Origin of the sequence: Veillonella fallax, from assembly GCF_020687175.1 — a bacterium.
Taxonomy (GTDB): domain Bacteria; phylum Bacillota; class Negativicutes; order Veillonellales; family Veillonellaceae; genus Veillonella; species Veillonella fallax.
Map to the genome: position 1 here is coordinate 33,699 of NZ_JAJEQD010000001.1, position 13,713 is coordinate 47,411.

Below are 13,713 nucleotides of genomic sequence, written 5' to 3' on the forward strand. Positions count from 1 at the left end.
TAGTCAGTATATAAATCGATACATTGGGACGTATATTGATGCAATAGATAACGATAAGAGGAGGAAGTTCAATGTCTGATTTTGCAAATATTAAAGTTATCGGTGTTGGTGGTGGCGGTAATAACGCCGTTAATCGTATGGTTGATAACCAAATTAAAGGTGTTCAATTTTTAGCTGTTAATACAGAAAACCAAGTGCTTGAATTGTCCAAGGCGGATGTAACAATTCAAATCGGTGAAAAAGTTACTAAAGGTCTTGGTGCAGGTGCTAACCCACAAATCGGTGAAGAAGCAGCTCAAGAAAGTCGTGAAGAAATCACTAAAGCACTTGAAGGTGCTGATATGGTATTCGTAACTGCTGGTATGGGCGGTGGTACTGGTACTGGTGCTGCGCCTATCGTAGCTGAATGTGCTAAAGAAGTTGGTGCATTAACAGTAGGCGTTGTAACTAAACCTTTCGCATTTGAAGGCAAACGTCGTCGTGCTGCAGCAGAAAAAGGCATTGAGTTCTTGACTCAAAAAGTTGATACAATCATCGTTATTCCTAATGATAAATTATTACAAGTAGTAGACAAAAAATGTTCCGTATCTGATGCTTTTAGTAAAGCTGATGAAGTTCTTCGTCAAGGTATCAAAGGTATTTCTGATTTGATTCAAATTCCTGGTTTAATCAACCTTGACTTTGCAGACGTTAAAACTATCATGACTAATCAAGGCGAAGCATTGATGGGGATTGGTGAAGGTACAGGTGAAAACCGTGCTGCAGACGCTGCTAAAATGGCAATTAATAGCCCATTGTTGGAAACTTCCATTGATGGTGCAAAAGGTATCTTGCTTAACATTTCTGGTAGCTCCGATTTGGGTATTTTTGAAGTGAATGAAGCAGCTCAAATTATTTCTGATGCAGCAGATCCTGATGCAAATATCATCTTCGGTTCTGTTATCGATGAAAGCTTAGGCGATAAAGTTCAAGTTACGGTTGTAGCAACTGGTTTTGGCAATAACGCTAAAAGCGTACCAGAATTCGGTAAAACAACTACAACATCTCGTCCAGCATCCACTACAACAACAAACAGCGGTATCCCTGATATCCCTGTATTCATGAAACGCTAATTTATAGAGTGTATAATTAAAACATTCGTAAATAAGTAACTTAGTAAGACATATCTTGAGATATGTGTATAGGAGGTACAAATGAAGAAATTAGTATTATTAACTCTAGCAGCTACAGTTGTGGCAGGTAGCGCATTCGCAGCAGCACCTGTAACAAAAATTAGCGATGGTTCCACTAAAGTACAAGCTGATTATGCATTTAAACAACATGTATCTAAAGGTGGCGGCAATAGCAACGATGGTTTCGGTGTTTCTTTGCAACACGATCTTTCCGATAAAACAGCTGTACAATATTCCTATGATAAATTGAATGCAAAAAATGGCGACATTAAAGATCATCAATTAGCATTGGTATATAAAGTGCATCCAAACGTAAACGTATATGGTGCTGGTACTGCAATTCGTACAAATGATACTGAATTAGGTTTCCAAGCAGGTGTTATTGGCCATGTACCATTGACAGAAAAAGTTAACGGCTTTGCTAAAGCTGGTTGGGGTAATGATATTAAGCAAACTTACCAAGTAGGTGCTCAATATGAAGTTCGCCCTGATGTAGACTTGAACGTATACTATGGCTATGATAAATATAGCGTAAACAACAACGATAAAACTGCAAAAGGTTTACACGCTGGTGTAGGCTACTCCTTCTAAGGATAACTAAAGACCACTCTAATGAGTGGTCTTTTTTTGTACGTTTATAAAAATAGATATCTGTAGGGATGTTATTTATAAATTTATTTTGTATAGGATATTGTATATATCCTATATACCTTAATTTTATAATAAATCAGCTTATAATCAGTATTATTTCTTATGTATACAATATATTTTCTAAATACTCATTGTATAATTAAATAAGTTTAGGTATGATAAATATGTAATAATTCATTTTAGATAGGATGGTGTAAGTTATGACAAGTGTTGCTGCAAAGCATGCAAAAGGGAAAAAACTTAAAGATGTAATCTTTGTAACTGCTGGCCAAGCCCAAGCTGATGCTAAAGAAAATGGTCGTGAGAACGTTGTTAACGGTACATTAGGTGCGATTCATGATGAAGATGGTAAATTAGTATTCCTTAAAACCGTTAAAGATGAATATTTAAGCCTTCCTGACTCTGAACATATTGGCTATGCACCAATCGCAGGTGTACCCGAGTTCCTTGCTGCTGCAGAGAAAGAATGCTTTGGACAATCTCGTCCAGAAGGTCATATCCGTAGTATTGCTACTGCAGGTGGTACTGGCGGTATTCATCACTTAGTTCATAACTACACAGAACCTGGTGATGAAGTGTTGACTGCTGATTGGTACTGGGGTGCCTATCGAGTAATTTGCAGTGATGTAGGTCGTACACTTGTTACGTATTCTTTATTTGATGAACATAATAACTTTAACCATGAAGCGTTCCAAAATCGTGTAAATGAATTAGCTGCTAAACAAACAAATGTGGTAATTTTGTTTAATACACCTGGTAATAACCCAACAGGCTACTCAATTGAGGATAAAGACTGGGAATCCATTCTTAACTTCTTAAAAGAACTCGTTGCTATTGGTCGCAATAATGTGATCATCGGCATTGATGTGGCTTACCTTGATTACTCTGGTAAAAAAGAAGAGGTTCGTTCATTCTTTAGTAAATTTAGTCATTTGCCAAAAGAGATTCTTACATGTGTTTGCTATAGCTTGTCTAAAGGCTTCACTATGTATGGTCAACGTGTAGGGGCTTTGATTGGTATTTCTGATGACGAAGAAATTGCTGATGAATTCTTAGAAATCAACAAATCTACTAGCCGTGCTACATGGTCTAATATTTGTCGTCCAGCAATGCGTACAATGGCAAATATTGTGGCTGATCCAGCTAAGTTTAAAGAATATGAAGCTGAACGCAATAGCTACTATCAATTAATCCGCGATCGTGCAGATATCTTTAAACAAGAAGCAGCACAAGTAGGTCTTCCTATGTTACCATACCGTGGTGGCTTCTTCATTACGATTCCTACAGATTCTGCTAATGCTATCTGTGAAGAATTGAAGAAAGAGCATATTTATGTTATTGCTCTAGCTAACGGTATTCGCGTTGCAGCATGTGGTATTCCTAAATTCCAAATGACAGGCCTTGCTGAAAAAATTTACAATGCTATGAAACGTCTTGGCAAGCTATAATACATAAGTTTTACTAATACTAAAGTCCGCTTGATATATCAAGCGGACTTTTTGTGGGTAATAGAAAAGCGTACGCATAATTGACTTATCATTTATGCGTACGCTTTATATATTAATGAATATCTTTATGTTCTTTAATATCTTGGTCAGCTTCTTTAGCTAAATTTTCTAAAGCTCGTTTAGGAGCTGTTCGTTCACCGGTTTCTGGATCTACAAATTCAACGCGATCTAAAGTATCTGTAATTTGCCCTCGAATGAATGATAAGTAGATTTCATAAAGTTCTTTTTTTTCTGCTAATTCCTCTGGTGTTAGTTGTTGTCCAGATTTTTTCTTTGCTGCTAGTTCATTTATGCGCTTTAATGTATCGTTAATATTACTCATATTGACCTCCTGTATTCTATATTAGAATAACATGATTTATTATAACATAGAACTAAATGAATACGTATGGTAAGATATAAGTTGTACGCGTCTGTACTTTCACAAGTGAGAAAGGAGAGCTGTATGCGTGTAACAAAAGCGATAAAGGCAGAGCAATTAAAATTATTGCAAGAACATTATTTTGATGCAAAACCTGCCCTTGAGTATACAAATGAATTTGAATTATTAGTAGCCGTTGTTTTATCTGCACAATGTACGGATGAAAGGGTTAATATTGTTACGAAACGATTGTTCCCTGAATTAAATCATCCTGCTAAAATGCTTGAAATAGGGGTTACAAAACTAGAAACTCTTATTAAAGATTGCGGTCTTTATAAGTCTAAAGCGAAAAACTTAATTGCTACCTGTCAAATTTTGGTAGAACAATACCATGGTGAGGTACCACGAGAATTTGATCAACTAGTAGAATTACCAGGTGTGGGTCGTAAAACAGCTAACGTGGTGGTGTCCGTATTGTTCGGTACGCCTGCCATTGCGGTAGATACCCATGTATTCCGTGTAGCTAATCGATTAAAATTGGGTATTGCTAAAACTCCAGAAGAGATGGAGAAGAAATTGCAAAAGGCTATCCCTAAAGAGGATTGGGCTGCTGCTCATCACTGGTTGATTTATCATGGCCGTAAATTATGTAAGGCTCGTAAGCCTTTATGTGAAGAATGTTTTTTAAATCATGTATGCCCTTCGGCGGGAAAGGTTTAATATGAAAGTAAATAACGAAGAATTTATTGCCCTTTGTGCGACTCATGGCATTGAGGGAATTGATATTGTAAATGAGTTAATGCGTTTTAAAGTACTAGATCAATTGATTTCTAGTAATGCTAGCTCCCGTGAGTGGGGTGTAACAGCAGATGATTTATATGCGTTAGCAGAAAAATCCACAGTCGAGTCTTTTGGTCCTGTTCCATATGATTTGAATACATTCCAAGCTCTATATGGTCCATCCTTTAGAGTTGAATTATTTGATTTCATTAGCGATACAGGTATCTTGGATGGTCTAGATGTAGGCACTATTTGGGAAACTCCTGTTCGTGAAAGTATCGAAGCCCATAGCAAAACGGGAGAACTCGTTCTTTACGCTTATGTAGAAGAATATGCAGGCATGGTTGAAGAGATTCTTCAATCTTATGAAGATAAAAAAGTCGTTCTTTATACGGCGTCTCCAGTGTGCTATAGCATTTTGACACGTTTATACCCAATGGCACAAATTATTAATCAATGGCCTCATCGTAGCTATTTTGACCATATCTTTACAGGTACGGTTGGCATGTTCCAATCCTCTGAAGATATTGTGGAAGAAGTGGCAAATGGACTACATAATCTTGTTCCAGAAGGGACTGCACAATTATTCTTACCTGCTACAATGGCACAAAACCAATTGGGCTTAAATAATATGGCATTGCAATTCTTCTTGAATCAAAAGCGTGTAGAAGCAATCCGTGAATGGACTCCATTAGGGGCTTATGAAATTGTATATGGTAAATACGATGTTAAAAAGATGCGCGTTGGCTTGCGTGAACGCGTAGGAGATGAGTGGAAAACGATTAATTATATTCCATTGCCTCATGGTGTATTTGCTCAATTACCGGTATTCACAGTATTAAATTATGGCTTGTCTTTACGCTCTATTTTATTGCCAGGCGGTCAAACTGATGTAGCCTTAGGTCAAGATGGTATTTACTGTATCGACAGCCGAGTTTCTGCATTAGGACGTAATGCTCTTGTGGAAAGTGGTGCTTATTTCCTAACATTCAAACGTTACGCGGATCATGTAGATGTAGATATTACTACAGAGGCACCAGCAGAGGATATTTACTGGATGTTCCCAGATGCTGAATTGGCATATATGTGGTATGCATACTTCTGTAGTACTACGGGTCAAACATTGATTCAAGAGATTTCCATGCTCGTTCAAACAGATGAGTCTTTCGGCTATATGCTTAGCAGCGTGCGTCGCCGCGTATTAGATGTTAATAATGAAGCTCAATTAATTTCATCTGTACAGGCTGCTGATGAAGCCTATATCAAGGCTGTTACAGAAGCAGCTACAAATTGGAAATCTACGGTAGATGAATTAGGTGCTCAAGTAATGCCTCCTACTACATCTATTGATATTGAAGACTATAGCGATTATAAAAACTAATTGTAAAAGTCTGATATTTAGTTTAAAATATATCGTATCCTAAAAAATATGAACTACTAAATATAGTAGGTATGAACCATACTACACAGATGTGTAAGAAAGGAGGACTGACTCATGGCAGTTATTAATTTTGAAATCTTCAAAGTTATCGGTACTTTATCTGAAGATAAAGACGGTTGGAAAAAACAATTAACATGTACTAGCTGGGGCAAATATAATCCTAAGTTTGACCTTCGCGCTTGGGATAGTGAATATACAAGCATGAAGAAAGGTATTACCCTTTCTTTAGAGGAGCTCATCGCATTGCGTGATATCCTTAATGAAAGTGACTTAGAGACCATTCTAGCTGAGTCTATTGAAGAAAAACAAGCATCCAAGGAATAGTATTGGCAACTTGCATTTGTACAAGTGTCATGCTATAATCTATAAGAATAATATTGATTGTCGGAAAGAGGTGTATAGAATGAAACAAGGTATTCATCCAGACTATAAAGAAGCTACAGTAACTTGCGGTTGTGGCAACACATTCAAAACTGGCTCTGTAAAAGAAGACCTTCGTGTAGACGTTTGCTCCAAATGCCATCCGTTCTTCACTGGTCAACAACGCGCAGCTCAAGCTCGTGGTCGTATTGAACAATTTAACAAACGTTACGGCAAATAATTTGTCATGTAATGTAGCATCTATGGGCAGGGCTATGAGCTCTGCCTCTATTTGTTTATGAGAGGAGCTCTTGTGAACACAGAACGTATTAAAAAGTTTGTCGGTGGACAAGCTGTGATCGAAGGTGTCATGATGAGGGGCCCTGGCATTACAGCAACAGCTGTACGAGAGCCAGCGGGAACCATTGTAGTTCAAAAAGAGCCTACAAAATCTATTGCTGACACATATCCAATTTTGAAAAAACCATTTCTTCGGGGCTGTGTAGCTCTTTATGAATCCCTCGTAATTGGTATGAAGGCATTGTCCTTCTCTGCTAAGGCCGCTGGTGATGAAGAGGAAGAAATGTCTAATAGTGAAATTGCCATTACTATGGTTATTTCCACCATCTTTGCGATAGCTGTATTTTTGGCATTGCCTACATTTATCGTAAAATTTATTCCTGGTGTACAGGATAATCATGTTGTATTAAATCTCATTGAAGGTGTCATTCGTTTAGTTCTTTTCCTACTTTATATTTGGGGAATTGGACTTACAAAGGATATTCAACGAGTTTTCCAATATCATGGGGCAGAGCATAAAACGATTCATACTTATGAATTAGACTTGCCTCTCACTGTAGAAAATGTTCGCAAACAAAGTCGCTTACATCCGCGATGTGGCACAAATTTCTTACTTATCGTTATGGTTGTAAGTATCTTTGTATTTGCCTTTTTAGGTTGGCCTAATTTGTTAGAACGTATCGTAAGCCGCGTACTTCTTATGCCAGTAGTGGCAGGTATTGCGTACGAGGTCATTCGTCTTGCTGGTCGTAGTGAGCATTCCTTTGTGCAAGCTCTTATCAAACCTGGTCTTGCATTACAATACATGACCACACGTGAACCAGAAGATGATCAAATTGAAGTAGCTATACGAGCTCTTGAAGAGGTTCGCCCTCCTGAGAGTGATGCTTATGAAGAGGAATAAACATGCTAGTAGATAAATTACAAGTTATTGAAGATAAATTTATGGACCTGGAGCAGCGCATCAGTGACCCTGAAGTGATTGCGCGCCAAGATGAGTGGCGTAAATTAACACGTCAACATGCTCAATTATCTGAAACAGTTGAAACATTCCGTACTTATAAAAAAGTATTAGCTGGTATTGATGAAGCTATGGAAGTTATTGAAGATAAATCCATGGATGAAGAATTCCGCGAAATGGCACAAGAGGAATTGAAAGAGCTAAAACCTCAAAAAGAGGAATTAGAAGAGAAATTGCAAATTCTTTTATTGCCTAAGGATCCTAATGATGATAAAAACATCATCATCGAAATTCGTGGTGGTGCTGGCGGTGATGAAGCGGCATTGTTCGCAGGCGATTTGTTCCGCATGTACACAAAATATGCGGAAAGCCAAGGCTGGCGTTGTGAGATTATCGATGCTAATGAACCAGAACTTGGTGGCTTTAAAGAGGTTATTTTCTCTGTAGATGGTGAAAATGTATATTCTAAGATGAAATTTGAATCTGGTGTACATCGCGTACAACGTGTACCTGCTACAGAAACACAAGGCCGTGTGCATACATCTACCGTTACAGTAGCCGTATTACCAGAGATGGAAGATGTTGATATTGAAGTTAATGAAAAAGACTTGAAAATCGACACATATCGTGCAAGTGGTGCGGGCGGTCAGCATATCAATAAAACAGAATCTGCTGTTCGTATTACACACTTACCTTCTGGTATCGTTGTCGCATGCCAAGACCAACGTTCTCAATTACAAAACCGTGAAAAAGCTATGCGTGTATTGCGTGCTAAATTGCAAGACCAAGCTGAACAAGAGGCTATTTCTAGCATGGCCGCAGACCGTAAGAGCCAAGTTGGTACCGGCGACCGTAGTGAACGTATTCGTACTTATAACTACCCTCAAGGTCGCGTAACAGACCATCGTATTAATTTAACATTGTATAAATTAGATGCTATTTTAAATGGCGATCTAGATGAAATCATTCAAGCCTTAAATGCAGCTGACCAAGCGGCAAAAATGCAGGAGGCTAATACAAATGTATAAGGAGATTTGGACAATCGGTCGTATTCTCCAGTGGACAGAGCAGTACTTTCAAAGCAAGGAGATGGATACACCTCGACTTGATGGGGAAGTACTGCTTTCTCACGTTTTAGGCAAGGATCGTATTTATCTATATACCCATTATGACCAACCGCTTATTCAAGAGGAGCTAGATGCTTTCAGACCTCTCGTTCAACAACGAGCTAAGGGGCATTGTGTAGCGGCCATAATTGGGGAAAAAGACTTTATGGGATTGACCTTTAAGGTTAATGATAAGGTATTGATTCCACGACCTGATACAGAAACCTTGATTGAGCATATACTAGGCACGTATCCAAAAGATAGCGATGTGCGTATACTTGATGTATGTACGGGCCCTGGTACGATATTACTCAGTCTATTACACTATTTGCCGAATGCGTGTGGTGTAGGTCTTGAAATATCTACGGATGCCTTGACAGTGGCTGAGGAGAATAGTGAAAGATTTAACTTAAATAATCGTGTTCAATTGTTAGAGTCCGATATGTTTTCTGCTTTAGATGGTAAAGCTGAAAAGTTTGATCTTATCGTATCGAATCCACCATATATCCGTACAGGGGATGCTAAATTATTGTCTCAGGATGTATTAAATGAGCCTCATATTGCCTTGTTTGGTGGTGAAGATGGATTAGAATTCTATCGTATTTTAGCTAAAGCGTGCGGTACATATTTAAAACCACAAGGCCGTATAGCCTTTGAAATAGGTTACGATCAAGCAGAAGAGGTAAAGGCTTTATTAAAAGAAGCTGGTCATTACTCTAACATTCAGTGTATCGCTGATCTTGGTGGTAATAACCGTGTTGTAACCGCAGTATATGAGGGATAATATGGATACTCAAATTATTACAAATCCATCAGAACAAGAACTAGATATGCTCGCTCGCGCTTTACGTAATGGGGAATTGGTGTCCATTCCTACTGAAACTGTATATGGACTCGGTGCTAATGGTCTTGATCCAGAGGCAATGGATAAAATCTATGCTGCAAAAGGTCGCCCTTCAGATAATCCTCTTATCTTGCATGTTCCTAATAGTGAAAGTATAAAACCTTTGGTAACAGAGGTTTCAAATACGGCACAACTATTAATGGATACATTTTGGCCAGGTCCTTTAACGATTACATTGCCTAAATCTGATTTAGTGCCAGATCGTGCTACTGGTGGATTACCTCGCGTGGCATTGCGGTGCCCTGATCATAAGGTATGCCGTGCATTATTAGAACGCGCTGGTGTACCTGTAGCGGCTCCTAGTGCAAATATATCTGGTCGTCCAAGTCCTACAACGGCACAAGATGTTTACCATGATATGAATGGCCGTATTTCCTATATTTTAGATGCTGGTCCGTGTACGATTGGTGTAGAGTCAACTGTAGTGGAAGTACATGATGATAAGGTCATTATATTGAGACCGGGCGGAATTACAAAAGCTCAACTTGAAAATGTTGTGGCTACTGTTGAGTATGATACTGCGCTAGTTAATGCTACCACTAAGCCTAAGGCTCCTGGTATGAAGTATACGCACTATGCGCCTGATGCACCTATGACAGTTGTTGTAGGTGATCCAGAGATTATAGCATCTACGTTTAAGGAGCTTTCAGAAGGTATAGAAGGTCCTATCGGTTGTTTGGTCAGTCATGAAACATACGACCTGATTAAAGACGATACACGCTTTATGTGCCATTGTTTTGGCCATCATGGTGATGCCTTATCATTAGGCCATGACTTTTACAAAAGCCTATTACATTTTAACGAAAATCATGTTACCTTAATCTTAGCAGAAGGTGTTAATGATGATGGTTTTGGCGTTGCTATTATGAATCGTATGGAAAAGGCATCTAGTCATCATATCATTTATAAGTAAATTTACTAGCATAAAAATGTCCACTGATAATAGAAATATGTCTTTACATATTGGATGAATTTGCTATAATGTATAAAGTAATCACAAAATGTGATTAAGTAAGGATGTTATTATGAATATTTTATTTGTGTGTACCGGTAATACTTGCCGTAGCCCTATGGCTGAAGGTATTACACGGGCCCTTGCAGCGGAGCAACATAAGGATGTGACGACTGTATCAGCGGGTCTATTTGCCGCCTATGGAGCAAAGCCAACTGAACAAGCCGTTGAAGCTATCCGTTCCATTGCAGATATTTCTGATCATGAATCGAGACCATTGACAATGGAACTCGTGAATGCAGCAGATCTTATCATTGGTATGACGAAAGATCACAAATCTGTACTACTTCGACAATTCCCGTTTGAGGAAGGTAAAATCAAAACGATTTCCGAGTGGGGTGGTCAAGATGGTGATGTTACTGACCCATATGGATCTGATCAAACCGTATATAATAAATGTGCGGAACAAATTTATCACTTAGTAGAGGCTGGTCTTAGATCAGTGCCTCAGAAGGCGTAGGAGATGAAATTATGAAAGTTGCAATCGGTTGTGATCATGGCGGATTACATTTAAAAGCATCCGTTAAGGAATTATTAAATGCATTGGGACATGAAGTAGAGGATTTTGGCTGTCATACGGCTGATTCTTGCGACTATCCTGATATTGCTGTACCTGTGGCAAATGCTGTCGTATCTGGTCAAGCAGACAGAGGTATTTTGATTTGTGGTACTGGTATTGGTATCGGTATTGCAGCAAATAAGATTGCTGGTATTCGCGCTGCTCTTTGTCATGATACATTCTCTGCTCATGCATGTCGTGAACATAATGACGCAAATATTCTCACTATGGGGGAACGCGTTATTGGTCCTGGCCTAGCTAACGATATTGTAGCCATCTTTATGGAAACAGAGTTCGAAGGTGGTCGTCACGCACGCCGTGTAGAGAAAATTAAAGCATTAGAGAAATAATACATCATTACTTATATATATTCGTTTTGCACGAGGAGGATACTCATGAGTTTCTTAGAAAAACAAGACCCTAATATTCAAGCTGTTATCAATCAAGAATTAGCACGCCAACGCGATAAATTAGAAATGATCGCTTCTGAAAACTTTGTTTCTCAAGCAGTAATGGAAGCTCAAGGTAGCGTATTGACTAACAAATATGCAGAAGGGTATCCTGGTAAACGTTATTATGGCGGTTGTGAAAATGTTGATGTTATCGAAACATTAGCTATTGAACGTGCAAAACGATTGTTCGGTGCAGAACATGCTAACGTACAACCTCACTCTGGTTCTCAAGCAAACTTTGGCGTGTATTTCGCATTATTACAACCTGGTGATACTATTGTGGGTATGAACTTGTCCCATGGTGGTCACTTAACACATGGTTCTCCAGTTAACGTATCTGGTACATATTTCAACGTAGTACCTTACGGTGTAGATGCAGAAACTCAACAAATCGATTATGATGAGTTCCGTAAAATCGTATTAGAAGCAAAACCTAAATTGATCATCGCTGGTGGTAGTGCTTACAGCCGTCAAATCGACTTCAAAAAAATGGCTGATGTAGCTCATGAAGTTGATGCTATCTTCATGGTAGATATGGCTCACTTTGCAGGTCTTGTAGCAGCAGGTTTACATCCAAACCCAGTAGAATATGCTGATATCGTTACTACCACAACTCATAAAACATTGCGTGGCCCTCGTGGTGGCATGATTCTTTGCAAAGAAAAATATGCTAAAGCAATCGATAAAGCAATCTTCCCTGGTATTCAAGGTGGCCCTTTGATGCATGTTATCGCTGCTAAAGCTGTTGCATTTGGTGAAGCATTACAACCAGAATTCAAAGTATATGCACAACAAGTTATCGATAATGCAAAAGCATTGGCTGCTGCATTGCAAGAAAAAGGCTTAACAATCGTTTCTGGTGGTACAGATACTCACGTTATGTTGGTAGATGTACGCAATACTGGCTTAACAGGTAAAGAAGCAGAACATTTACTTGATGAAGTAGGTATTACATGTAATAAAAATACAATTCCATTCGATCCTGCTAGCCCATTTGTAACAAGCGGTATCCGTCTTGGTACACCAGCGCTTACAACACGTGGCTTACAAGTAAAAGATATGGAAGAAATTGCAGATATCATTGCAACTGTTCTTAAAAATCCTGAAGATAAAGCAGTTCATGAAGAAGCAAGCAAACGCGTAGCAGCACTTTGCGAAGCGTATCCATTGTACTAATCTTTGGATTAATCTTATTAAAATTACATAAGGCTTAAATACGATAAAAGGGATGTGTATTATCACATCCCTTTTAATATTTTTATGGCATGATTTATCAATCTGTGATAGAGTAAATATGAATATTAAATGGATACCGATAGGGTATATAAATTATTTATAGGAGGACAGTCATGAAAGTTAATGTTATGACACATCCATTGATTCAACACAAAGTTACATTGATGCGTGATGCAGAAACAGGCTCTAAAGATTTCAGACAATTACTTGATGAAATTACGATGTTGATGGGCTATGAAATTACACGTAGCTTACCATTAGAGGATGTAGAGGTTCAAACACCTTTAACTAAAATGACTGGCAAACGTATTGCAGGTAAAAAATTGGGCATTATTCCAATTCTTCGTGCTGGTTTAGGTATGGTAAATGGTATGCTTAACTTGATTCCAACTGCAAAGGTTGGTCATATCGGCTTATATCGTGATCCAGAAACATTAAAACCAGTAGAATACTACTGCAAGTTACCTTCTGACGTAGGTGAACGCGACTTCATCGTAACAGACCCAATGCTCGCTACTGGTGGTAGTGCGGCAGCAGCTATTACCTTGCTAAAAGAAAAAGGCGCTAAAAACATTAAATTAATGTGTCTTGTTGCGGCTCCTGAAGGTGTGGAAGCAGTAAATAAGGAACATCCTGAAGTTCCTATTTACGTAGCGGCTCTTGATGAAAAACTTAATGATCATGGTTACATTTTGCCTGGTTTAGGCGATGCTGGTGACCGTATCTTCGGTACAAAATAAAATAAACATATACAAACGACATAATTTAGGTACAAAGTTGTATAAAATCCCTAAATTATGTCGTTTTCTACGTATAAAGTCTTGAATAAAATCTACATAGGGTATACAATACAAATGTAAAAGTATTTTTTTATTTTAGGTGGGACGAATTTTGTTCACATGGGACGAAA

General features: G+C 38.4%; 16 protein-coding genes. 15 read left to right on the plus strand and 1 reads right to left on the minus strand.

All coding sequences use genetic code 11. From position 1 onward, the window contains the following. Positions 1–71: 71 nt before the first annotated feature. The 3 genes from ftsZ to LKD20_RS00145 all read left to right on the plus strand — a co-directional run bounded on the left by ftsZ (position 72) and on the right by LKD20_RS00145 (position 3,271). Positions 72–1,112 carry a cell division protein FtsZ gene (gene ftsZ / locus LKD20_RS00135; RefSeq protein ID WP_005386247.1) on the plus strand — a complete coding sequence of 347 codons (1,041 nt, stop codon included), beginning with the start codon at positions 72–74 and terminating at the stop codon, positions 1,110–1,112. 81 nt (positions 1,113–1,193) lie between these two features. Next, positions 1,194–1,763, plus strand: a complete 570-nt coding sequence (locus LKD20_RS00140; RefSeq protein ID WP_105089331.1) for an outer membrane beta-barrel protein — start codon at positions 1,194–1,196, stop codon at positions 1,761–1,763. A gap of 260 nt (positions 1,764–2,023) precedes the next feature. Next, entirely contained in the window at positions 2,024–3,271 is a 1,248-nt protein-coding gene (locus LKD20_RS00145) for an aminotransferase class I/II-fold pyridoxal phosphate-dependent enzyme (RefSeq protein WP_227720180.1), read from the plus strand. 112 nt (positions 3,272–3,383) lie between these two features. Here the strand turns inward: LKD20_RS00145 and LKD20_RS00150 are convergent, their stop codons facing one another. Continuing rightward, complete coding sequence (locus LKD20_RS00150; RefSeq protein WP_105089329.1) at positions 3,384–3,653, minus strand: DUF896 domain-containing protein; 270 nt, start codon at positions 3,651–3,653, stop codon at positions 3,384–3,386. 123 nt (positions 3,654–3,776) lie between these two features. On the opposite strand from LKD20_RS00150, the gene nth reads away from it, so the two are divergent. From nth to upp, 12 genes are all read left to right on the plus strand, one after another. Then, on the plus strand, positions 3,777–4,412 hold the full coding sequence (gene nth, locus LKD20_RS00155; RefSeq protein ID WP_005386264.1) for an endonuclease III: 636 nt from the start codon (positions 3,777–3,779) through the stop codon (positions 4,410–4,412). A gap of 1 nt (position 4,413) precedes the next feature. Beyond that, positions 4,414–5,853, plus strand: a complete 1,440-nt coding sequence (locus tag LKD20_RS00160; protein WP_227720182.1) for a hypothetical protein — start codon at positions 4,414–4,416, stop codon at positions 5,851–5,853. A gap of 114 nt (positions 5,854–5,967) precedes the next feature. Beyond that, the gene (locus LKD20_RS00165; RefSeq protein ID WP_005386267.1) at positions 5,968–6,237 is read left to right on the plus strand and encodes a YdbC family protein; all 270 of its coding nucleotides are present in this window, start codon (positions 5,968–5,970) and stop codon (positions 6,235–6,237) included. Positions 6,238–6,316: 79 nt separating this feature from the next. Then, positions 6,317–6,514: a 50S ribosomal protein L31 gene (rpmE, locus tag LKD20_RS00170; RefSeq protein ID WP_004696185.1), complete on the plus strand. Its 198-nt coding sequence runs from the start codon at positions 6,317–6,319 to the stop codon at positions 6,512–6,514. A 57-nt stretch (positions 6,515–6,571) separates the two neighbouring features. Beyond that, entirely contained in the window at positions 6,572–7,477 is a 906-nt protein-coding gene (locus LKD20_RS00175; protein ID WP_227720490.1) for a DUF1385 domain-containing protein, read from the plus strand. A gap of 2 nt (positions 7,478–7,479) precedes the next feature. Continuing rightward, positions 7,480–8,562 (plus strand): peptide chain release factor 1, encoded by a 1,083-nt coding sequence (gene prfA, locus LKD20_RS00180; RefSeq protein ID WP_005386269.1) that lies wholly within the window; start codon positions 7,480–7,482, stop codon positions 8,560–8,562. Then, positions 8,555–9,424, plus strand: coding sequence for a peptide chain release factor N(5)-glutamine methyltransferase (gene prmC / locus LKD20_RS00185; protein WP_227720184.1), 870 nt, complete (start codon positions 8,555–8,557; stop codon positions 9,422–9,424). The genes prfA and prmC overlap by 8 nt, the downstream gene beginning before the upstream one ends. A gap of 1 nt (position 9,425) precedes the next feature. After that, on the plus strand, positions 9,426–10,457 hold the full coding sequence (locus tag LKD20_RS00190) for an L-threonylcarbamoyladenylate synthase (RefSeq protein ID WP_227720187.1): 1,032 nt from the start codon (positions 9,426–9,428) through the stop codon (positions 10,455–10,457). Between the two features lie 112 nt (positions 10,458–10,569). Beyond that, positions 10,570–11,016, plus strand: a complete 447-nt coding sequence (locus tag LKD20_RS00195) for a low molecular weight protein arginine phosphatase (RefSeq protein ID WP_227720189.1) — start codon at positions 10,570–10,572, stop codon at positions 11,014–11,016. Positions 11,017–11,027: 11 nt separating this feature from the next. Next, positions 11,028–11,465, plus strand: a complete 438-nt coding sequence (rpiB, locus tag LKD20_RS00200; protein WP_227720191.1) for a ribose 5-phosphate isomerase B — start codon at positions 11,028–11,030, stop codon at positions 11,463–11,465. A gap of 45 nt (positions 11,466–11,510) precedes the next feature. Then, complete coding sequence (gene glyA, locus LKD20_RS00205; RefSeq protein WP_105089322.1) at positions 11,511–12,743, plus strand: serine hydroxymethyltransferase; 1,233 nt, start codon at positions 11,511–11,513, stop codon at positions 12,741–12,743. 173 nt (positions 12,744–12,916) lie between these two features. After that, the gene (upp, locus tag LKD20_RS00210) at positions 12,917–13,543 is read left to right on the plus strand and encodes a uracil phosphoribosyltransferase (protein WP_105089321.1); all 627 of its coding nucleotides are present in this window, start codon (positions 12,917–12,919) and stop codon (positions 13,541–13,543) included. Positions 13,544–13,713 lie beyond the last annotated feature (170 nt).

Coding starts and splice junctions, on each gene's coding strand:
- rpmE (WP_004696185.1), top strand. CDS start 6,317: ATGAAACAAGGTATTCATCCAGACTATAAAGAAGCTACAGTAACTTGC.
- LKD20_RS00165 (WP_005386267.1), top strand. CDS start 5,968: ATGGCAGTTATTAATTTTGAAATCTTCAAAGTTATCGGTACTTTATCT.
- rpiB (WP_227720191.1), top strand. CDS start 11,028: ATGAAAGTTGCAATCGGTTGTGATCATGGCGGATTACATTTAAAAGCA.
- prfA (WP_005386269.1), top strand. CDS start 7,480: ATGCTAGTAGATAAATTACAAGTTATTGAAGATAAATTTATGGACCTG.
- prmC (WP_227720184.1), top strand. CDS start 8,555: ATGTATAAGGAGATTTGGACAATCGGTCGTATTCTCCAGTGGACAGAG.
- LKD20_RS00195 (WP_227720189.1), top strand. CDS start 10,570: ATGAATATTTTATTTGTGTGTACCGGTAATACTTGCCGTAGCCCTATG.
- nth (WP_005386264.1), top strand. CDS start 3,777: ATGCGTGTAACAAAAGCGATAAAGGCAGAGCAATTAAAATTATTGCAA.
- LKD20_RS00190 (WP_227720187.1), top strand. CDS start 9,426: ATGGATACTCAAATTATTACAAATCCATCAGAACAAGAACTAGATATG.
- LKD20_RS00150 (WP_105089329.1), bottom strand. CDS start 3,653: ATGAGTAATATTAACGATACATTAAAGCGCATAAATGAACTAGCAGCA.
- ftsZ (WP_005386247.1), top strand. CDS start 72: ATGTCTGATTTTGCAAATATTAAAGTTATCGGTGTTGGTGGTGGCGGT.
- upp (WP_105089321.1), top strand. CDS start 12,917: ATGAAAGTTAATGTTATGACACATCCATTGATTCAACACAAAGTTACA.
- LKD20_RS00140 (WP_105089331.1), top strand. CDS start 1,194: ATGAAGAAATTAGTATTATTAACTCTAGCAGCTACAGTTGTGGCAGGT.
- glyA (WP_105089322.1), top strand. CDS start 11,511: ATGAGTTTCTTAGAAAAACAAGACCCTAATATTCAAGCTGTTATCAAT.
- LKD20_RS00175 (WP_227720490.1), top strand. CDS start 6,572: ATGAGAGGAGCTCTTGTGAACACAGAACGTATTAAAAAGTTTGTCGGT.
- LKD20_RS00145 (WP_227720180.1), top strand. CDS start 2,024: ATGACAAGTGTTGCTGCAAAGCATGCAAAAGGGAAAAAACTTAAAGAT.
- LKD20_RS00160 (WP_227720182.1), top strand. CDS start 4,414: ATGAAAGTAAATAACGAAGAATTTATTGCCCTTTGTGCGACTCATGGC.